Annotated in this window: 16 protein-coding genes; 14 read left to right on the top strand and 2 right to left on the bottom strand. The window is 71.0% G+C overall.

Going from position 1 to position 19,086, the window contains the following annotated elements; all coding sequences use genetic code 11:
* Positions 1–43: 43 nt before the first annotated feature.
* Entirely contained in the window at positions 44–1,519 is a 1,476-nt protein-coding gene (locus tag ACX9MN_RS13395) for a methyl-accepting chemotaxis protein (RefSeq protein ID WP_020094125.1), read from the bottom strand.
* Positions 1,520–1,804: 285 nt separating this feature from the next.
* Between ACX9MN_RS13395 and ACX9MN_RS13400 the strand changes: the two genes are divergently transcribed.
* The 12 genes from ACX9MN_RS13400 (at position 1,805) to ACX9MN_RS13455 (ending at position 16,439) form a co-directional block, all read left to right on the top strand.
* Positions 1,805–2,971, top strand: a complete 1,167-nt coding sequence (locus ACX9MN_RS13400) for an FtsW/RodA/SpoVE family cell cycle protein (RefSeq protein ID WP_020094126.1) — start codon at positions 1,805–1,807, stop codon at positions 2,969–2,971.
* The gene (gene murG, locus ACX9MN_RS13405; RefSeq protein WP_489724688.1) at positions 2,968–4,077 is read left to right on the top strand and encodes an undecaprenyldiphospho-muramoylpentapeptide beta-N-acetylglucosaminyltransferase; all 1,110 of its coding nucleotides are present in this window, start codon (positions 2,968–2,970) and stop codon (positions 4,075–4,077) included. Before ACX9MN_RS13400 ends, murG begins: the two co-directional genes overlap by 4 nt.
* A 50-nt stretch (positions 4,078–4,127) precedes the next feature.
* Entirely contained in the window at positions 4,128–5,534 is a 1,407-nt protein-coding gene (gene murC, locus ACX9MN_RS13410) for a UDP-N-acetylmuramate--L-alanine ligase (protein WP_091927097.1), read from the top strand.
* Between the two features lie 199 nt (positions 5,535–5,733).
* Positions 5,734–6,660, top strand: coding sequence for a UDP-N-acetylmuramate dehydrogenase (gene murB, locus ACX9MN_RS13415; RefSeq protein ID WP_489724689.1), 927 nt, complete (start codon positions 5,734–5,736; stop codon positions 6,658–6,660).
* Positions 6,661–6,727: 67 nt separating this feature from the next.
* The gene (locus ACX9MN_RS13420) at positions 6,728–7,651 is read left to right on the top strand and encodes a D-alanine--D-alanine ligase (protein WP_020094130.1); all 924 of its coding nucleotides are present in this window, start codon (positions 6,728–6,730) and stop codon (positions 7,649–7,651) included.
* The gene (locus ACX9MN_RS13425) at positions 7,618–8,571 is read left to right on the top strand and encodes a cell division protein FtsQ/DivIB (RefSeq protein WP_091927095.1); all 954 of its coding nucleotides are present in this window, start codon (positions 7,618–7,620) and stop codon (positions 8,569–8,571) included. The genes ACX9MN_RS13420 and ACX9MN_RS13425 overlap by 34 nt, the downstream gene beginning before the upstream one ends.
* Before the next feature lie 52 nt (positions 8,572–8,623).
* Positions 8,624–9,946 (top strand): cell division protein FtsA, encoded by a 1,323-nt coding sequence (gene ftsA / locus ACX9MN_RS13430; protein WP_012319319.1) that lies wholly within the window; start codon positions 8,624–8,626, stop codon positions 9,944–9,946.
* 91 nt (positions 9,947–10,037) lie between these two features.
* Entirely contained in the window at positions 10,038–11,813 is a 1,776-nt protein-coding gene (gene ftsZ, locus ACX9MN_RS13435; protein ID WP_489724690.1) for a cell division protein FtsZ, read from the top strand.
* A 436-nt stretch (positions 11,814–12,249) separates the two neighbouring features.
* The gene (gene lpxC / locus ACX9MN_RS13440; RefSeq protein WP_020094133.1) at positions 12,250–13,197 is read left to right on the top strand and encodes a UDP-3-O-acyl-N-acetylglucosamine deacetylase; all 948 of its coding nucleotides are present in this window, start codon (positions 12,250–12,252) and stop codon (positions 13,195–13,197) included.
* Between the two features lie 187 nt (positions 13,198–13,384).
* Positions 13,385–14,266, top strand: coding sequence for an outer membrane protein assembly factor BamD (locus tag ACX9MN_RS13445; protein ID WP_091979221.1), 882 nt, complete (start codon positions 13,385–13,387; stop codon positions 14,264–14,266).
* Between the two features lie 183 nt (positions 14,267–14,449).
* The gene (gene recN, locus ACX9MN_RS13450; RefSeq protein WP_056534038.1) at positions 14,450–16,123 is read left to right on the top strand and encodes a DNA repair protein RecN; all 1,674 of its coding nucleotides are present in this window, start codon (positions 14,450–14,452) and stop codon (positions 16,121–16,123) included.
* Positions 16,124–16,238: 115 nt separating this feature from the next.
* Positions 16,239–16,439 (top strand): hypothetical protein, encoded by a 201-nt coding sequence (locus ACX9MN_RS13455; protein WP_020094136.1) that lies wholly within the window; start codon positions 16,239–16,241, stop codon positions 16,437–16,439.
* A 15-nt stretch (positions 16,440–16,454) separates the two neighbouring features.
* Here ACX9MN_RS13455 and ACX9MN_RS13460 read toward each other — a convergent pair whose 3' ends face one another.
* Positions 16,455–16,700: a hypothetical protein gene (locus ACX9MN_RS13460; RefSeq protein ID WP_331318349.1), complete on the bottom strand. Its 246-nt coding sequence runs from the start codon at positions 16,698–16,700 to the stop codon at positions 16,455–16,457.
* A 280-nt stretch (positions 16,701–16,980) separates the two neighbouring features.
* On the opposite strand from ACX9MN_RS13460, the gene pstS reads away from it, so the two are divergent.
* Together pstS and pstC are read left to right on the top strand one after the other, a co-directional pair.
* Positions 16,981–18,021 carry a phosphate ABC transporter substrate-binding protein PstS gene (pstS, locus tag ACX9MN_RS13465; protein WP_020094138.1) on the top strand — a complete coding sequence of 347 codons (1,041 nt, stop codon included), beginning with the start codon at positions 16,981–16,983 and terminating at the stop codon, positions 18,019–18,021.
* Between the two features lie 85 nt (positions 18,022–18,106).
* Positions 18,107–19,084, top strand: coding sequence for a phosphate ABC transporter permease subunit PstC (gene pstC / locus ACX9MN_RS13470; protein WP_026605081.1), 978 nt, complete (start codon positions 18,107–18,109; stop codon positions 19,082–19,084).
* Positions 19,085–19,086: the final 2 nt, after the last annotated feature.

The raw sequence follows: 19,086 nt of genomic DNA on the forward strand, positions 1-19,086 counted from the left end.
GCAGCGCCACTTCAGCGCGCCAGAACCTCAGCGCGCCAGAACCTCAGCGCGCCAGAACCTTGGCGGCGTCGCGGGTGGTGTCGACCGCATGCGAGACGTTGGCCACCGACTGGACGATCGCCCCGATGTTGCCTGTGATCTCCGTGACGGCCCCCGCGGCGCTCTGCATGCTCTCGGCCAGATCCCGGGTCACGGCACTCTGCTCCTCGATGGCGGCCGCGGTGGCCACCACGGTCTCGCGCATCACCGAGACCGAGGACCCGATCGAGCTGAGAGCCTGCACGACCTCCTGCGAGACGCGCTGCACGCTGGCGATCTCGCCGTTGATCTGACCGGTGGCGCGCGCCGCCTGGTCGGCCAGCGCCTTAACCTCGGAGGCGACGACCGCGAAGCCGCGGCCCGCCGCGCCCGCGCGGGCGGCCTCGATGGTGGCGTTCAGCGCCAGCAAGTTGATCTGGCCGGCGATGTCCTGGATCAGGCCGACGATGCCGGTCATGGCGGTGGCGGTCTCGGCCAGCCGCTTGGTGTGGCCGTCCGCGTCCTGAACGCAAGCATAGGCGGTGTCGGTGGCGCTCTGGGAGCGCACGATGCTCTGGGACATCTCCGCCACCGAGGCCGCCAGCTCCTCGGCGGCGGCCGCCACGGTCTGGACGTTCCCGGAGGTCGAGTCCGCCGCCGACGAGGCCAGCGAGGCCGCCGTGGTCGAGTGCGTCACCGCCTGCTCGATCTCGCCGAAGTTCTGATCGATCAGGGTCCGCAGGTTGGCGAACAGCCGGACCTGGTCGCTGATGTCGGTGGCGAATTTCACCACCTTGTAGGGCCGGCCGGCGGCGTCGAGGATCGGGTTGTAGGAGGCCTGGATCCAGACTTCGCGCCCGTCCTTGCCGATCCGCCGGAACTGGGCCGCCTGATAGGTGCCGTTCCGCAGGGCCGCCCAGAAGGCCCGGTAGGCCTCGCTCTCCCGGTAGGCGGGCTCCACGAACAGGCTGTGATGCTGCCCGAGCACCTCGGCGCGGCTGTAGCCCATCGCGGCGAGGAAATTGTCGTTCACCGCGATCACCGTGCCGTCGAGGTCGAAGGCGATGACCGCCTGCACCTTATCGATCGCGGCGATCTGCCCGGCGCGGTCGGCCTCCTCGGTGCGCTGCTGCGTGATGTCGGTGGCGAACTTCACCACCTTGTAGGGCCGGCCGCGGACGTCGAGCATCGGGTTGTAGGAGGCCTGGATCCAGATCGACCGGCCGCCCCGGCCGACCCGCTGGAACTGGCCCGACTCGAAGGTGCCGGAGCGCAGGCGTTCCCAGAAGGCCCGGTAGTCCGGCGCGTCCCGCTGGGCCGGCTCCATGAACATGCTGTGGTGCTGGCCGACGATCTCCGGCAGCGTGTACCCGACGACGTCGAGGAAATTCCGGTTCGCCGACAGGATCCGCCCCGCCAGGTCGAACTCGATCACGCCCTGAACCCGGTCGAGGGCCGCGAGCTTGGCATGCGCTTCACGGACGTTCAGGGCAGAGAACATGGCGCGTCGGCTTCCGCTGGGCGGATCGGGCGCGGCGCACCGCGACCCGCCGGGTCGATACATCCGAAAGTTGCAATGGGAAGATTAACATAGAGTGTCTTTTTACTAGTATTGCGCCGTCCTAATACAGCATCCCAGGGGCCGCCGGCTGCGTGGCCGGCGCGTTCTGACGTGCCCCGACGCGCCCCGACCCGTCGGTCATAAGGCTCCGTTTACCATTCCTGCCGAGGATCCCGGCCGACCCGCGCGGATCGGCATCCGCGCGGCCTGGAGTCGTTGCCCGGCATGATGTCACGCGCGGAACGCACCCCCCTGACGGACTGGTGGTGGACGGTGGACCGCGGCCTGCTCGCGGCGCTGTTCGCGCTGATGGTCGCGGGCCTCGTCTTCCTGATGGGCGGCGGCCCGCCCGTGGCCGAGCGGATCGGCCTGCCGACCTTCTACTTCCTCAACCGGCAGGCGATGTACCTCGCGCCGACCATCCTGCTGATCTGCGCGGTCTCGTTCCTGTCGCTCCGCGGCATCCGGCGGCTCGCGCTCGTCACGTGGATCCTGGGCGTCATCCTGTGCCTGCTCGCCGGCAAGTTCGGGCCCGAAATCAAGGGCGCGCATCGCTGGATCCAGTTCGGCTCCTTCGGCCTGCAGCCCTCGGAGTTCGTGAAGCCGGCCTTCGTGGTCGTCGCCGCCTGGGCCTTCTCGGAGGGCGCCCAGCGCCGCGACATGCCGGGCGGCATCCTGGCGCTGCTGCTACTGCCGATCACCATCGTGCCGCTGCTGCTCCAGCCCGATTTCGGCCAGACCATGCTGATTACCATGGTGTGGTGCGCGCTGTTCTTCGTGGCCGGCCTCCACCTGATCTGGGTGGCCGTCCTCGGCGTGCTGGGCCTCGGAGGTGTGTTCGCTGCCTATCTGTTCTTCCACCACGTGCGTGAGCGCTTCAACAAGTTCCTCGACCGGGATTCGGGCGGCGGCTTCCAGGATTTCTGGTCGCGCGAATCGTTCCGCTCGGGCGGCTGGTTCGGCACCGGGCCGGGGGAGGGCGTGGCCAAGCGCCACCTGCCGGACGCGCATACCGACTTCATCTTCTCGGTCACCGGCGAAGAGTTCGGCGTGATCGTCTGCCTCTGCCTCGTGGCGCTGTTCGCCTTCATCGTCCTGCGCGGCCTCAAGCTGGCGCGGCGCACCGACGACACCTTCTCGCGGCTGGCGATCACCGGCCTGACCACACTGTTCGGCCTGCAGGCCTGCATCAACATGGCGGTGAACACCCAGCTGATGCCCGCCAAGGGCATGACGCTGCCGTTCGTCTCCTACGGCGGCTCCTCGCTGATCTCGCTGGCGCTCGGCACCGGCTTCCTCGTCGCCCTGACCCGCAAGCGGCCCCGCACCGTCATGCTCAGCCAGAAGCCCCCCGGCACCGCGCCCGCCACCGTCGCCGGGGTGATGCGGTGACCGTCTTCACGCCCACGATCCTGCTCTGCGCTGGCGGCACCGGCGGCCACCTGTTCCCGGCCGAGAGCCTCGCCCACGTCCTGCGCGCCCGCGGCATCCGCGTGGCGCTCGCCACCGACGCCCGGGTCGATTCCATCGCGTCCGAGTTCCCGGCCTCGGAGGTCGTCACCATCGCGTCGGCGACGCCGTCCGGCCGCTCGCCGCTGAAGCGGGCCGGCGCCGTGCTGACCCTCGGCCGGGGCTTCGGCGTCGCCGCGAAGGAGATCCGCCGGATCAACCCGGCCGCCGTCGTGGGCTTCGGCGGCTACCCGACCGTCCCACCGGTGCTCGCCGGCCAGATCCTGCGCGTGCCGACGATCCTGCACGAACAGAACGCCGTGATGGGCCGGGCCAACGCCTTCCTGGCGCGGGGCGCCCGCACCATCGCCACCGGCTTCAAGGTCGTGCGCGGCGTGCCCGACAAGGCCAAGGCCCCGCGGATCCACACCGGCAATCCGCTCCGCCCGGCGGTGATCGAGGCGGCCAAGGTCCCGTATCCCGCTTTCGGCGAAGGCGACGCCCTGCGCCTCCTCGTCTTCGGCGGCAGCCAGGGCGCGCGCGTGATGGGCGAGGTCGTGCCGGAGGCGATCGCCCGCCTGCCCGACGCGCTGCGCGCCCGCCTGCACCTCGTCCAGCAGGTCCGCCCCGAGGACCTGACGGCCGTTCAGAACCGCTATCTCGCCATGGGGCTCGCCGGAATCGAGGCGGCGCCGTTCTTCAAGGACCTGCCGGCGCGGATGGCCGCGAGCCACCTCGTGGTCTCGCGCTCCGGCGCCTCGACGGTCTCCGAGCTCGCGGCGATCGGCCGCCCGTCGATCCTCGTGCCGCTGCCGGGCTCCCTCGACCAGGACCAGGCCGCCAACGCCGCGACCCTCGACGCCATCGGCGCGGCGCTGGCGGTGAAGCAGCCGGATTTCACGCCCGAACGGCTCGCCGCGGAGCTGACCGCCTGCTTCGAGACGCCGGCAAAATTGACCGCGGCGGCCGATGCGGCCAGAAGCGCGGGCATCCACGACGCCGCCGAGCGGCTGGCCGAGGTCGTCGTCGAGACGGCCGCCCGCACCTGATTTCTTGAGGGATTCCGCACCGGCGGTCCCGCCACCAGACGGTTCGACCCATGAAGCTGCCCGACAAGCTCGGCCCCATCCACTTCATCGGCATCGGCGGCATCGGCATGTCCGGCATCGCCGAGGTGATGCACAACCTCGGCTACACGGTGCAGGGCTCGGACGCCTCCGACAACGCCAATGTCCGCCGTCTCGCCGAGAAGGGCATGCGCACCTTCGTGGGCCACGATGCCAAGAACGTCGAGGAGGCCGCCCTCGTCGTCGTCTCGACCGCGATCCGGCGCGACAACCCCGAGCTGCAGGCTGCCCGCGAGCGACGCCTGCCCGTGGTGCGACGGGCCGAGATGCTGGCGGAGCTGATGCGCTTCAAGTCCTGCGTGGCGATCGCCGGCACGCACGGCAAGACCACGACCACGTCGCTCGTCGCCACCCTGCTCGACGCCGGCAACCTCGACCCGACCGTGATCAACGGCGGCATCATCAACGCCTACGGCACCAACGCCCGCATGGGGGCGGGCGAGTGGATGGTGGTGGAGGCCGACGAGTCCGACGGCACCTTCCTGAAGCTGCCGGCGGACGTCGCGATCGTCACCAACATCGATCCCGAGCATCTCGACCATTTCGGCTCGTTCGACGCGATCAAGGACGCGTTCCGGCGCTTCATCGACAACATCCCGTTCTACGGCTTCGCGGTGATGTGCATCGACCACCCGGTGGTCCAGGACCTCGTCGGCCATATCGAGGACCGGCGGATCATCACCTACGGCGAGAACCCGCAGGCCGACGTGCGCCTGATCGACGTGGACCTGCGCGGCGGCCAGAGCCGCTTCCGCGTGATGATCCGCGACCGTCGGCCCGGCTACCGGATGGAGATGGAGGATCTCGTCCTCCCGATGCCCGGCAAGCACAACGCCCTCAACGCCACCGCGGCGCTCGCCGTCGCGCACGAGCTCGGCGTGAAGCCGGACGCGATCCGCCAGGCGCTCGCGGGCTTCGGCGGCGTGAAGCGGCGCTTCACCCGCACCGGCGAGTGGAACGGCGCGACGATCTTCGACGATTACGGACACCATCCGGTGGAGATCAAGGCGGTGCTCAAGGCCGCCCGCGCCTCGACCGAGCACGGCGTCGTCGCCATCGTGCAGCCGCACCGCTACACCCGGCTGCAGTCGCTGTTCGACGATTTCTGCACCTGCTTCAACGATGCCGACACGGTCATCGTCGCGCCGGTCTACGCGGCCGGCGAGCAACCGATCGAGGGCTTCGACCGCGACAGCCTCGTGGCCGGCCTGCGCTCCCGCGGTCACCGCGACGCCCGGGCCCTGGAGCGGCCGGAGGAACTCGCGGGCATCATCGCGGACCTCGCCAAGCCCGGCGACTACGTGGTCTGCCTCGGCGCCGGCACGATCACCCAGTGGGCCTACGCCCTGCCGGACGAACTCGCCGCGCGGGGACGGTAGGCGCGGTGCGCGCGCCTGCCCCGGGAGGCCTCTCGGGTCGGCGGCACCCTCGACCGTCCACACTGGGCTGCGCTCCGAGGATGAACCCGGCGGTGACTCTCCGGACCCCGGCCTCGCAGCGTCCGCTGCCACCCCGATGCGACGACACCAGGATCGCCGCATCCCTCTCCCCGCGGGCGGGGCGAGGGGAGACACACAGATGACCGCCTCTCTGCACGATCGCATCCGGGCCGCCGCGCCCGACCTCCGCGGGCGCCTGCTCGCCGACCAGCCGCTCGCCGACCTCACTTGGTTCCGGGTCGGCGGACCGGCCGAAGTGCTGTTCACCCCGGCCGACGAGGAGGATCTCGCCCGCCTCCTCGCCGCTCTCGATCCGGACGTGCCGGTCACGGTCATCGGGCTCGGCTCGAACCTGATCGTGCGGGACGGCGGCGTGCCGGGCGTGGTCGTGCGCCTCGGCGGCAAGGCCTTCGGCAGCATCGCGATCGACGGCGACGCGCTGACCGTCGGTACCGCGGTCCCGGACATGCGCCTCGCCAAGGCGGCGGCCGAGGCCGGGCTCGACGGGCTCGCCTTCTACCGGGGCATCCCCGGCTCGATCGGCGGGGCGCTGCGCATGAACGCGGGCGCGCATGGTGGCGAGACCACCGACGTGCTGGTCGAGGCCCGCGGCATCGACCGCGGGGGCGCGCTGCGCACCTTCAGCCACGCCGACATGGGCTTCTCCTACCGACATGCTGATGCGCCCGAGGACGTGATCTTCACGCGCGCCGTCTTCCGCGGGCGGCCCGGCGACCGGGTCGCCATCGAGGCCGAGATGGAGCGGGTCACCGCCGCCCGCGAGGCCGCGCAGCCGATCCGCGAGCGGACCGGCGGCTCGACCTTCGCCAACCCGGACGGCGGCAAGGCGTGGCAGCTCGTCGACGCCGCCGGCTGCCGCGGATTGAGGCGGGGCGGCGCCCAGGTCAGCGAGATGCACTGCAACTTCCTGATCAATACCGGTACTGCGAGCGCGGCCGATATCGAGGGGCTCGGCGAGGAGGTCCGCCGCCGCGTCCGGGAGACCAGCGGGGTCGCATTGCGCTGGGAGATCCGGCGCATCGGCCAGCCCGCCGGCACGACGTGAGAGCGGTGTTCCGGACGGACCGGTGCGCTCAGATCCTGATTGAAGCCGACCTATTCGAGGTGCCCTGATGTCCAAGCACGTCGCCGTCCTGCTGGGCGGCACCTCCGCCGAGCGCGAGGTCTCCCTCAGTTCCGGCAAGGCCTGCGCCGACGCGCTCGAAGGGGAGGGCTACCGGGTCACCCGGGTCGATGTCGGCCCCGACATCGCCGCGGTGCTGACGGCGCTCCGGCCGGACGTGGCCTTCAACGCGCTCCACGGGCCGGACGGCGAGGACGGCACCATCCAGGGCCTGCTGGAGATCCTCAAGATCCCCTACACCCATTCCGGCGTCCTCGCGTCGGCGCTCGCGATGAACAAGGAGCGGGCCAAGACCGTCATGCGCGCCGCCGGCGTCGACGTGCCCGAGGGCCGGATCGTTAACCGTCGTGAGGCCGCCAGGACACACCCCCTGCCGCCACCCTACGTCGTGAAACCGATCGCGGAAGGCTCATCGGTGGGTGTGATCATCGTGCGCGACGGCCGCTCGCACCCGCCCCAGATCCTCGCCTCCGAGGAGTGGACGTTCGGCGAGCAAGTCCTTGCAGAACCTTACATTGCTGGCCGCGAACTCACCTGCGGCGTGATGGGCGACAAGGCCCTCGGGGTGATCGAGGTGAAGGCCGCCACGGGCGATTGGTACGATTACGACGCCAAGTACGCCCCGGGGGGCTCGGTGCACGTGCTCCCGGCCGAACTTAAACCAAATGTTTACCAGCGTGTCCAAGAACTGTCGTTAACGGCGCATCAAGCACTGGGCTGTCGGGGCGTCAGCCGTGCCGACCTTCGCTACGACGACACACCGGGTGGAACCGGTCTGCTCGTGGTGCTGGAGGTCAACACGCAACCCGGCATGACCCAGACGAGCCTTGTGCCGGAGATGGCGGCCCATGCGGGCCTGAGTTTCGGTGAGCTCGTCCGATGGATGGTGGAGGACGCTTCCCTGAATCGCTGAGCGGCGACGCCGCCGGCCGGAGCGGTCCCGCGCGCCTCGCAGGCGCGATCCTGGGCCGGCTCACCGGCCGCGGCACGTCCCGGTCGCTCTCGGTTCGTCGGGCCCGCCCGAGTCAGCGCCTGAGCGAGCGCCTGCCCCGCGGCGCCGGGATCGTGGCGGTCTCCGTCTCCGCCGCCGCCGTGGCGCTCGCCGGTTTCGTGGCGAGCGGCCGCTACGACGCGTTCGTGGCCGAGCAGGGCCGCCCCCTCGACATCGCCGCGCGCGTCGCCGGCTTCGGCGTCGAGCGCGTCACCATCTCGGGCATCTCCCGCATGTACGAGCGCGAGGTCCTGGCGGCCGCCGGGATCGACTGGCGCTCCTCGGTTCCCTTCCTCGACGTCGCCGACGTGCGCGAGCGGCTGCTCCGCGTGCCGCTGATCGCGCAGGCCTCGGTCCGGAAGATCTACCCCAACGAGATCGCCATCACCCAGGTGGAGCGCGAGCCCGCGGCCCTCTGGCAGAAGAACGGCGAGATCAGCGTGATCGCCGCCGACGGCACCGTCATCGACGCCATGCGCGACGACCGCTACGCCAGCCTGCCCCTGGTGGTCGGCGAGGACGCCAACACCAAGCTTCCGGAATACCTCGCCCTCATCGCCGCCGCGGGGCCGCTCGCCGAGCGGATCAAGGCCGGCACCTACGTGTCGGGCCGGCGCTGGACCCTCAAGTTCGACGGCATCGACGTGCGCCTGCCCGAGGTCGATCCGGCCGCGGCGCTCGCCCGCCTCGTCCGGTTCGAGCGCGAGGCCCACCTGCTCGAGAAGGACGTCATCGCGGTGGACCTGCGCATGCCGGACCGCCTGGTGGTGCGCCTGACCGAGGAGGCCGCCGCCGCCCGCGCGGAAGCCCAGAAGGCGAAGAAGAAGGGCGCGGCCAGCTGATGCCCTTCCTGTCGATCTCCGCCCGTCCCGCATCCCGCGCCCGGTAGCGTCAATGCACAGCCAACACGGCCTCACGCCGCGCTTGAAGCCGCTCTCCGCCCGGCGCTCGACCACCCTCTCGGTGCTCGACATCGGCACGAGCAAGGTGGTCTGCCTCATCGCCGAGCTGCAGCCCGCCGAAGCGCTCACGACGCTCCGCGGCCGCACGCACCTCGCGCGCATCATCGGCATCGGCCACCAGCGCTCCCTGGGCCTGAAGGGCGGCGCCATCGTCGATCTCGCCGCGGCCGAGAGCGCGATCCGTCAGGCGGTCCACGCCGCCGAGCGGATGGCCAAGGTCGAGGTCCAGTCGGTCATCGTCAACATGTCGGGCGGCCGGCTCGCCTCGCAGCATTTCCAGGCGCGGGTGAACGTCCGCTCGGGCACCGTCACGGGCAGCGACGTCGAGCGGGTGCTCGAGACCGCCAGCGCCCACGGCGTCAGCCCCGGCCGGGCCGTGCTGCACGCGCTGCCCACCGGCTACGCCCTCGACGGGCAGGGCGCCGTCATCGACCCGTCGGGCATGATCGGAGAGGCGCTCAGCGTCGACCTGCACGTGGTGACCAGCGAGCTCGCGGCCGCCCGCAACGTCATGCTGGCGGTGGAGCACTGCCACCTCGGCGTCGAGGCGGTGATCGCCACGCCCTACGCAGCCGGCCTCTCGGCGCTGGTCGACGACGAGGCCGAGATGGGCGTCTGCGTCGTCGACATGGGCGGCGGCACCACCAGCGTCGGCGTGTTCTCCGGCGGCCACCTCGTTCACGTGGACGCCCTGGCGGTCGGCGGCCACCACGTCACCATGGACATCGCCCGCGGCCTCTCCACCCGCATGGCGGCGGCCGAGCGGCTGAAGACCCTCTACGGCTCGGCCCTCTCCACTCCCTCCGACGACCGCGACATGATCGCCGTGCACGGCGTCGGCGAGGACGAGGGCGAGGCGCCGGCCCACATCCCGCGCTCGCAGCTCGTGCGGATCATCAAGCCGCGCGTCGAGGAGGTGGTCGAGCTGGTGCGGGACCGCCTGCGCGATGCGGGCTTCGCCGCCCAGGCCGGGCGGCGCGTCGTCCTCACCGGCGGCGCCAGCCAGCTCGTCGGTCTGCCCGAGGTCGCCCGCCGCGTCCTCCAGGGTCAGGTGCGGATCGGACGGCCCCTCGGCATCCGGGGCCTGCCGGAAGCCGCCAAGGGTCCGGCCTTCTCGGCGGCGGTCGGCCTGCTCGTCTACCCGCAGGTCGCCCATGCCGAGCATTTCGAGCCGCGGGGGCACGGCGCCTTCGCGGCGACCGGGACCGACAACTACCTGAACCGGGTCGGCCGCTGGCTCCGGGACAGCTTCTAGGTTTCACGCCCGCCCGCTCGCGCGGGGGGATCGAAGGGATCCGGCGCCCAGGCGTCGCACGGACAGCACAGTTAGCGAGAGGCTCGACACCATGGCCATCACCCTCCAGGCGCCGGACATCCGGGAACTGAAGCCCCGCATCACCGTGTTCGGCGTCGGCGGCGCCGGCGGCAACGCCGTCAACAACATGATCGAGTCGGGCCTCCTCGGCTGCGAGTTCGTCGTGGCCAACACCGACGCGCAGGCGCTCACCTCCTCGAAGGCCGAGCGGGTGATCCAGATGGGCCTGGGCGTCACCCAGGGCCTCGGCGCCGGATCGCACCCGGAGGTCGGCTCGGCCGCCGCCGACGAGGTGATCGACGAGATCCGCGACCAGCTCTCCGGCGCCCACATGTGCTTCATCACCGCCGGCATGGGCGGCGGCACCGGCACTGGCGCCGCGCCGGTCATCGCCCGGGCGGCCCGCGACATGGGCATCCTGACGGTCGGCGTCGTGACCAAGCCGTTCCAGTTCGAGGGCATGCGCCGCATGCGGACCGCCGAGTCCGGCATCCAGGAGCTGCAGGCCGCGGTCGACACCCTGATCGTGATCCCGAACCAGAACCTGTTCCGGGTCGCCAACGAGAAGACCACCTTCGCGGACGCCTTCGCGATGGCCGACCAGGTGCTCTACTCGGGCGTCGCCTGCATCACCGACCTGATGGTGAAGGAGGGCCTCATCAACCTCGACTTCGCCGACGTCCGGGCGATCATGCGCGGCATGGGCAAGGCCATGATGGGCACCGGCGAGGCGTCCGGCGAGAAGCGCGCCAACCGCGCCGCCGAGGCCGCCATCGCCAACCCGCTGCTCGACGACGTCTCGATGAAGGGCGCCCGCGGCCTGCTGATCTCGATCACCGGCGGCTCCGACCTGACCCTCTACGAGCTCGACGAGGCCGCCACCCGCATCCGCGAGGAGGTCGACCAGGACGCCAACATCATCCTGGGCGCCACCTTCGACGAGAGCCTCGACGGCATCATCCGCGTGTCGGTGGTCGCCACCGGCATCGAGCCGGCGCTGATCTCGGCGAACTCGCCCAACAACCCGGCCATCGCCGAGACCGAGCAGCGCATCGCCGAGGTTGCCGAGCGCCTGCGCGCCGAGGCCCGCTCGCGCGCCGCCTCGCCGGTGCCGAGCATCCGCACCGAGTCGGTCGCTCCGGCGCCGATGCCCGCCCCGGCCCCCGCGCCGCTCGCGGCCCCCGAGATGCGCCCCGAGTCGCGGATCGACAGCCGCATCGAGGCCGCCGCGCCGATGACCCGCGACGACGTCGTGCTCGCCCCGGTCCAGGCGCGCGCCGCGTCGCCGTTCGTCCCGGCCCCCGCGCCGCAGCGCGTCGAGGCGGCGCCCGCCGTCGAGGCCGGCCCGTTCGTGCCGCCGCGTCCGGCCGCCCCGACGGGCACGCCGCTCGCCCGCGCCCCGCGCATGCCGCAGATCCACGAGCTGCCGCCGATCGCCCAGACGCAGATCATGGCGAACCGCGCTGCCGAGGAGGCCGCCCCGGAATCCAAGCGGACCTCGCTACTGCGCCGGCTCGCGACGGTGGGCTTCGGCGGCCGCCGCGAGGACATGGACGGCGCCCCGGCGGCCCGGCCGGCCTCGCCCGCCGCCCCGCAGCCGCATATGGCCCAGTCGCACATCGCCCAGTCGCACATGGCCCAGCCCCACGTGCCGCCGGCCCCGCGCGCTCCGGCCGCCCCCGCGGTCCCGCAGTACCGCCCGGCCCAGGGCAACCTCGACGGTCAGGGACGGGCCGCGCCCCAGCCGCGGATGATGGACGACGATCAGCTCGAGATCCCGGCCTTCCTCCGCCGTCAGGCGAACTGACCGGGTCGGGTCTCCGGCACGGCCCGGGGCTGGCGGGAAACCGCCGGCCCCTTCGCGCTGCAGCAAAGCAACTCATGGTTGTTGCGGTGAGAAATAGGGCTCGACGAGGCTGTGCGCCGCGGCTCTCGAGCCGTGGCGCATGGTGCATCCGCGCCACAGAACGGCCGCGGGTTAGTCACGCATTAACCAACCTTTAAGCCTTTGGTGGAGCAGCGCTTTGTGGTGACGAACCGCTAAGCGTGTCTGTAACAGACCGTAAGAATCCGTGATTTGGCTGCCCTGTGCGGCGCAGCTATAGAAACCATGTGATCGAGACGACACGCAGCAGGACACAACCTGATCGCGTGGGCTAGGGCATCAAGCAGCGGACGGATCAGTCAGTTTCTCCTCACCCCCAGTCGGGGTGGCGGAAATGATCGCGCCCGGGGGCTAAGGAATGCGAACGCATAAACAGACGACCCTCAAAGGGCCGGCGACTCTCTCGGGGATCGGAGTTCACTCCGGCAACCCCGCCGAGATCACCATCCGACCCGCTCCGGCCAATCACGGCATCGCCTTCCTCCGCACCGGCACCACCCACGGCAACGACCGCCTGATCAAGGCGCATCACGCCCTCGTCTCCGCCACCGAACTCTGCACCGTCCTGGGTGACGTCGAGACCGGCGCGGTCGCCACCGTCGAGCACCTGATGTCCGCCCTGTACGGGCTGGGCGTCGACAACGCTCTGGTCGAGATCGACGGCCCCGAGATGCCGATCCTCGACGGGTCCGCGCTCCCCTTCGTCCAGGCGATCGACCAGACCGGCATCGCCACCTGCGACACGCCGCGACGCTGGCTCAAGATCCTCCGCCACGTCCGCATCGAGACCGGGACATCCTTCGCGGAACTGCGCCCGATCGACCGCGGCTTCCGCCTCGACGTCGAGATCGACTTCGAGAGCCCGGTGATCGGCCGTTCCCGCAAGGCGATGGACCTGTCGCCCGCGACCTACCGCCGCGAGATCGCCGGCGCCCGCACCTTCGGGATGATGCGGGACGTGGAGCGGTACTGGAAGGCGGGCTTCGCCCTCGGCGCCTCCCTGGAGAACACCGTGGCGGTCGGCGAGACCGCGGTGGTGAATCCCGAGGGCCTGCGCTTCCAGGATGAGTTCGTCCGCCACAAGATCCTCGACGCCATCGGAGACCTCGCCCTGGCCGGCCTGCCGATCCAGGGAGCCTACCGCTCCTATTGCGGCGGCCACCGGATGAATGTCGGGGTGCTGTCGGCCCTGTTCGCCGACCGTGCGAACTACGCCATCGTCGAGGCGCAGGGCTCGCGCCGCGAGACCGTACTGTCCGAACTCGGCGCCGGCCTGGGCCTCGCCGCCTTCGCGGGCGACCTGTAGCCCCTGTGACCGACGGGCCACAGCCCGCAACCGATCCTGACTGCCGCAGCCTTGCCGCTTTCGTGCCCGAATCGAACGGCACGGTTTAACGGTCCGTGAACGGCGGGCACGGCCCGGGGCGGGCCGGATCCACCCACGCGATGGCATGACGGCGCGCAACGGCGCCGGTTCCGGGAAAGAGCGCCAGATGCCTGTCACCATTCGTCATCGCCGGGCAGCGGCCTTCGCGGCGCCCCTCGTGGCCGTCCTCGGCCTGGGCCTCGGCGGCTGCGACTTCGACCCGACGAGCATTTTCGCCGAGAAGTACAAGCCCGAGGTCGTGCCGGACGTTCCGGCCGACAAGCTGTACAGCGACGGCCTCGCCAAGCTCGAGGACAGCGACTACGAGGGCGCGGTCAAGAAATTCGACAGCCTGGACAAGCAGTACCAGTACTCCGATTGGTCCCGGAAGGCGCTGCTGATGACGGCCTACGCCAATTACGAGGGCCAGAAGTACGACGACGCGATCAGCGCCTCGAAGCGCTACCTGCAGCGCCATCCGGCCAGCAAGGATGCGGCCTACGCGCAGTACCTGATGGCGATGTCGAACTATAAGCAGATCCCGGACGTCACCCGCGATCAGGAGCGCTCCGAGAAGGCCCTCGTCGCGCTGCAGGAGCTGGTGCAGAAGTACCCGACCTCCGAATACGCCGCGGACGCGAAGGCGAAGATCCAGATCACCCGCGATCAGCTCGCCGGCAAGGAGATGGAGATCGGCCGCTTCTACCTCGAGAAGCGCAATTTCCCGGCGGCGATCAACCGCTTCCGCGACGTGGTCGCCAAGTATCAGACCACCCGGCACGCCGAGGAGGCGCTCGAGCGCCTGACCGAGGCCTACTGGGCGCTCGGCATCACCCAGGAGGCGCAGAACGCCGCCGCGGTGCTCGGCCACAACTTCCCGGAGAGCCCCTGGTACAAGGACGCCCACGCGCTGCTCGCGCAGGGCGGTCTTGAGCCCCGCGAGGAGAAGAGCTCGTTCCTCTCGAAGATCTACCGGACCGTCACGGGCAAGACCGCCTCGGCCCAGTAAGCCGCCGCGCCCGCGCGGGGACTGCCCACGAAACCTCGAGGCCCGGAGCCGCCGCTCCGGGCCTTGCCCATTGCGGCGCCCGGCGCGTTGCACCGACCGCGCGGTGCGACGCATTTTTGGGGTGAATCCGCGCCGCGGCGGCCTTATGTCTGCGGTCCCATCCTGAGGAATCCCCGTCGCCGCATGCTGGCGCAGCTCGCGATCCGCGACATCGTCCTGATCGACAGGCTCGAACTGAATTTCCGATCGGGACTCAGCGTCCTGACCGGGGAGACGGGCGCGGGCAAATCGATCCTGCTCGACGCCTTCGCCCTGGCGCTCGGCGGCCGCGGCGACGGCCGCTTGGTCCGCCACGGCGAGGCCCAGGGCGCGGTCACGGCCGTGTTCGATCTGCCCCTCGACCATCCGGCGCGCCGGATCGCGGCCGAGGCCGAGATCGACACCGAGGGCGACCTGATCCTGCGCCGGACCCAGATGGCGGACGGCCGGACCCGCGCCTTCGTCAACGACCAGCCGGTGGGCGTTCAGGTCCTGCGGGCGATCGGCGCGGCTCTCGTGGAGATCCACGGTCAGCACGATGACCGGGCGCTGGCCGACCCCGCCTCGCACCGGGCGATCCTCGATGCCTTCGGCGGCCTCCAGACCCAGCTCGCGAAGGTCGCCGCCGCGTCGCGGACCGTGCGGCATGCCCGCACCGAACTCGCCGAGCACCGCGCCCGCGTGGAGGCGGCCCGCAAGGAATCCGACTTCCTGCGCCACGCCGTGGAGGAGCTCGCCGCACTGGCGCCGCTCGCCGGTGAGGAGGCCCAGCTCGCCGAGCGCCGCACGATCATGCAGCAATCCGAGAAGGTCGCGCGCGAGCTCAACGAGGCGCTCGAGGCCGTCGGCGGCCCCCATTCCGGCGTGCCGCACCTCTCGGCCGCCCTGCGCAAGCTGGAGCGGCGCGCGGCGCAGCTACCGGCCCTGGTGGACCCGTGCGTGAACGTCCTCGACGCCGCGATGGTCGCCCTCGACGAAGCCCGCGCGGTCCTCGAGGCGGCGGTGGCCGAGACGGAGTTCGATCCCCGCGACCTGGAGCGCGTCGAGGAGCGGCTCTTCGCCCTGCGCGCCGCCTCGCGCAAGTACGACGTCGCGGCCGACGACCTCGCGGCCCTGGCGGAGCGCTACGCCGGCGACGTGGCGGCGATCGATGCCGGCGAGGCGGCGCTGGCCGGGCTGGAGCAGGCGCTCGCGACGGCGGAGGCCGCCTACGCCGAGGCGGCCGAGAAGCTCAGCGCCGGGCGGCGCCGGGCGGCCAAGCAGCTCGACGCGGCCGTGAAGGCCGAGCTGCCGCCGCTCAAGCTGGAGCGCGCCCGCTTCATCACCGAGATCGCCACGGACCCGGATTCCCGCGACCCGGCCGGCACCGACCGGGTCGAGTTCTGGGCCCAGACCAATCCCGGGACCAAGCCCGGCCCGATGATGAAGGTCGCCTCGGGCGGCGAGCTGTCGCGCTTCATGCTGGCGCTGAAGGTCGTGCTGGCCGACAAGGGCTCGGCCCCGACGCTCATCTTCGACGAGATCGATACCGGCGTGGGCGGCGCGGTGGCGGATGCCATCGGGATGCGGCTCGCCCGGCTGGCGGCGACCGTGCAGGTGGTCGCGGTCACCCACGCGCCCCAGGTCGCCGCGCGGGCGGAGACGCATTTCCTGATCGCCAAGGCCCCCGTGAAAGGGGCCGGCCGCGTCGCCACGCGGGTGGCGAGCCTGCCGGTCGCCGAGCGCCGCGAGGAGATCGCCCGGATGCTGGCGGGCGCCACCGTCACCGACGAGGCCCGGGCGGCCGCCGCGCGACTCCTCCAGGGCGCCGACGCGTGAACCGGCGTCAACCTTAACCGTTGGTTGAAGGTAACAATTCGTTAACTATTCATCGTGAGAATGCTGCCATCCCGGTACCGCGGCAGGGTTGGGCGGTCGAAGGGCGGGAGGAGCCATGAAGCCGTCAGTCGTCGACTCCGATGGGTCTCTGCCTGCGGGGCAGCCCCTGAAGCGGGCGGTCGACACCCGCCAGCTCGGCCTCACGCTCCGCACGGTCTACGAGGGCAGCGTCGACACGCAGCCGATCACCGACACGCATGTCGAGCTGCTCCTGCGCCTGCGCCAGAAGGAGCGGGAGCTGCGCCGGGCGGTCTGACCCGGGGCGGCGGCCTCACCAGCGGCGCGCCCCCGGCCGGCGACGGTACTCGGCCGCACGAATCAGGGTCAGCACGCGGTCGAGGCTCACCAGCAGCTCCGCCTCCTCGACGCGCGCCGCGGCGGCCGCGTCCGGGTCGGGGCTGAATTTCTGCCGGGCCTGCGCCAGCGCGAGCGCCCGCTCCACGGCCTCCCGCTCGGCGTGCAGGGCCAGCCAGGCCGGATCGGATTCCGTCGCCGCATCCACCTCGTCGCCGCCCACGATCCGCGCGTCCTTCTGCTGCCGGCTGCCGCTCCTGGCGGAGAGGAACGCGCGAGAGGCCGGAACCGTGCCGCGCCCGGCCGACGCGCGGTGTCGTCCCCCGTGTCGTCCCCCCCGTCATCCCCCGTGTCATCCCGGTGTCATCTACTTGTCGTAACCGCCCGGCCATCGGGCGGCCGGCGCTGGGTCTCTTCGGAAGATCGGCCGCAGGGCTCTGCCGCGGGCACGGGCCCGCCGGCGGGGCAGCGCAGGCTCTAGCCCGACGGCAACGGAGATTCCTTTGAGACCCTTCGCTTACGCGCTCGCCGTCGGCCTCGCGACGGTTCAGCTGGCGTCCGCGGCGCTCGCCGCCGATATCACCGGCGCCGGCGCCACCTTCCCGTTCCCGGTCTACTCGAAGTGGGCCGAGGCCTATCGCAAGGAGACCGGCTCGGGCCTCAACTACCAGTCGATCGGCTCCGGCGGCGGCATCAAGCAGATCCAGGCCAAGACGGTCGATTTCGGCGCCACCGACGCGCCCCTGAAGCCCGAGCAGCTGGCCAAGGACGGCCTCGTCCAGTTCCCGACCGTGATGGGCGGCGTCGTGCCGGTGGTGAACATCCCCGGGATCGAGCCCGGCAAGCTGAAGCTCACCGGCGACGTGCTGGCCGACATCTACGCCGGCAAGATCGCGAAGTGGAGCGATCCGCGCATCGCCAAGCTCAATGACGGGCTGAAGCTGCCCGACGCCAACATCACCCCGGTCTACCGCTCCGACGCGTCGGGCACGACCAACATCTTCACCACCTACCTGTCCCAGGTCTCCGAGCCCTGGAAGAAGGAGTACGGCGCGGCCACGACGATCTCCTGGCCGGTCGGTCAGGGCGGCAAGGGCAACGAGGGCGTGACCGCCACCGTCAAGCAGGTTCCGAACGCCATCGGCTACGTCGAGTCGGCCTACGCCAAGCAGAACAAGCTCTCCTACGCCCTGCTGCAGAACAAGGCCGGCCAGTACCCGCAGCCCGACGACAAGGCGTTCCAGGCCGCGGCGGCGAGCGCCGACTGGAAGGCGACCCCGGGCTTCGGCATCTCGCTGACCAACCAGCCGGGCGAGGCGGCGTGGCCGATCACGGCGGCGACCTTCATCCTGGTCCACAAGGACGCCGCCGACCCGGCCAAGTCCGCCGCCGTGCTCAAGTTCTTCGACTGGGCCTACAAGAACGGCGACACGCTCGCCACCGACCTCGACTACGTCCCGCTGCCGGACAACGTCGTCGAACTGATCCACCAGGAGTGGAAGGACGTGAAGGGCAAGGACGGCAAGCCTGTCCTCAACATGTGAGCGTGACGGGGAGGGGGTGAGAACCTCCTCCCTCGCTTCCGGGAACGCACCGCGCTACCACGCCCCCCTTCGCAGAGAACCGCGGATGCCCGCTTTGACCGAATCGATCGCCCTCGGCCGAACCCGTTCCGCGACCGCGCGGAAGGCGCCGAGCCGGAGCCTCGACACGCTGTTCCGGACCTGCTCGTACGGCGCGGCCCTGCTGGTGCTGCTCGTGCTCGCCGGCATCCTCGGCTCGATCCTGTACGGCGGCTGGCCCGCCTTCCGCGAGTTCGGCTTCGGCTTCCTGACCTCCAGCGCCTGGAACGTCGGGACCGAGCAGTACGGCGCCCTGGTCGCGGTGATCGGGACCGTCGCCTCCGCCTTCCTGGCCCTGCTGATCGGCGTGCCCGTCTCGCTGGGCATCGCGGTCTACCTCACCCAGCTCTGCCCGGGCTGGGCCCGCAAGCCGGTCGCCATGACGATCGAGCTGCTCGCGGCCGTGCCGAGCATCATCTACGGCATGTGGGGCCTGTTCGTGTTCGCGCCGCTCCTCGCGCGCTACGTCCAGATCCCGGTCTCGAACCTCGTGGAGGGCATGCCGATCGTCGGCACGCTGTTCTACGCCCGGGTGCCGTCGGGCGTCGGCGTCTTCACCGCCGGGATCATCCTGGCGATCATGATCGTGCCGTTCATCGCCTCGATCGCCCGCGATATGCTCGACCAGATCCCGACCGTGCTGCGCGAGAGCGCCTACGGCATCGGCTGCACCACCTGGGAGGTCGTGCGCCACGTGCTGGTGCCGCAGGCGGCCGTCTCGATCATCGGCGCGATCATGCTCGGCCTCGGCCGGGCGCTCGGCGAGACGATGGCGGTGACCTTCGTGGTCGGCAACGCCAACCGGCTCTCCGCCTCGATCTTCGACCCCAGCTCGACCATCGCGTCGCGCATCGCCAACGAGTTCAACGAGGCGGACGGCCTCCAGCTGAACGCGCTGATGGCTCTGGGCTGCATCCTGTTCGTGATCACCTTCGTGGTGCTCATCATCGCCCGGCTGCTGACGCGCCGCGTCCAGGCCGCCTGAGG

Source organism: Methylobacterium sp. 1A (assembly GCF_058072805.1).

What these genes read in the sequence shown, in the direction of transcription:
- ftsA (WP_012319319.1), top strand. Translation starts at nt 8,624, where the DNA reads ATGCACAGCCAACACGGCCTCACGCCGCGCTTGAAGCCGCTCTCCGCC.
- ACX9MN_RS13395 (WP_020094125.1), bottom strand. Translation starts at nt 1,519, where the DNA reads ATGTTCTCTGCCCTGAACGTCCGTGAAGCGCATGCCAAGCTCGCGGCC.
- pstC (WP_026605081.1), top strand. Translation starts at nt 18,107, where the DNA reads ATGCCCGCTTTGACCGAATCGATCGCCCTCGGCCGAACCCGTTCCGCG.
- murB (WP_489724689.1), top strand. Translation starts at nt 5,734, where the DNA reads ATGACCGCCTCTCTGCACGATCGCATCCGGGCCGCCGCGCCCGACCTC.
- recN (WP_056534038.1), top strand. Translation starts at nt 14,450, where the DNA reads ATGCTGGCGCAGCTCGCGATCCGCGACATCGTCCTGATCGACAGGCTC.
- ACX9MN_RS13455 (WP_020094136.1), top strand. Translation starts at nt 16,239, where the DNA reads ATGAAGCCGTCAGTCGTCGACTCCGATGGGTCTCTGCCTGCGGGGCAG.
- ACX9MN_RS13400 (WP_020094126.1), top strand. Translation starts at nt 1,805, where the DNA reads ATGATGTCACGCGCGGAACGCACCCCCCTGACGGACTGGTGGTGGACG.
- lpxC (WP_020094133.1), top strand. Translation starts at nt 12,250, where the DNA reads ATGCGAACGCATAAACAGACGACCCTCAAAGGGCCGGCGACTCTCTCG.
- murC (WP_091927097.1), top strand. Translation starts at nt 4,128, where the DNA reads ATGAAGCTGCCCGACAAGCTCGGCCCCATCCACTTCATCGGCATCGGC.
- ftsZ (WP_489724690.1), top strand. Translation starts at nt 10,038, where the DNA reads ATGGCCATCACCCTCCAGGCGCCGGACATCCGGGAACTGAAGCCCCGC.
- ACX9MN_RS13425 (WP_091927095.1), top strand. Translation starts at nt 7,618, where the DNA reads ATGGATGGTGGAGGACGCTTCCCTGAATCGCTGAGCGGCGACGCCGCC.
- ACX9MN_RS13420 (WP_020094130.1), top strand. Translation starts at nt 6,728, where the DNA reads ATGTCCAAGCACGTCGCCGTCCTGCTGGGCGGCACCTCCGCCGAGCGC.
- ACX9MN_RS13445 (WP_091979221.1), top strand. Translation starts at nt 13,385, where the DNA reads ATGCCTGTCACCATTCGTCATCGCCGGGCAGCGGCCTTCGCGGCGCCC.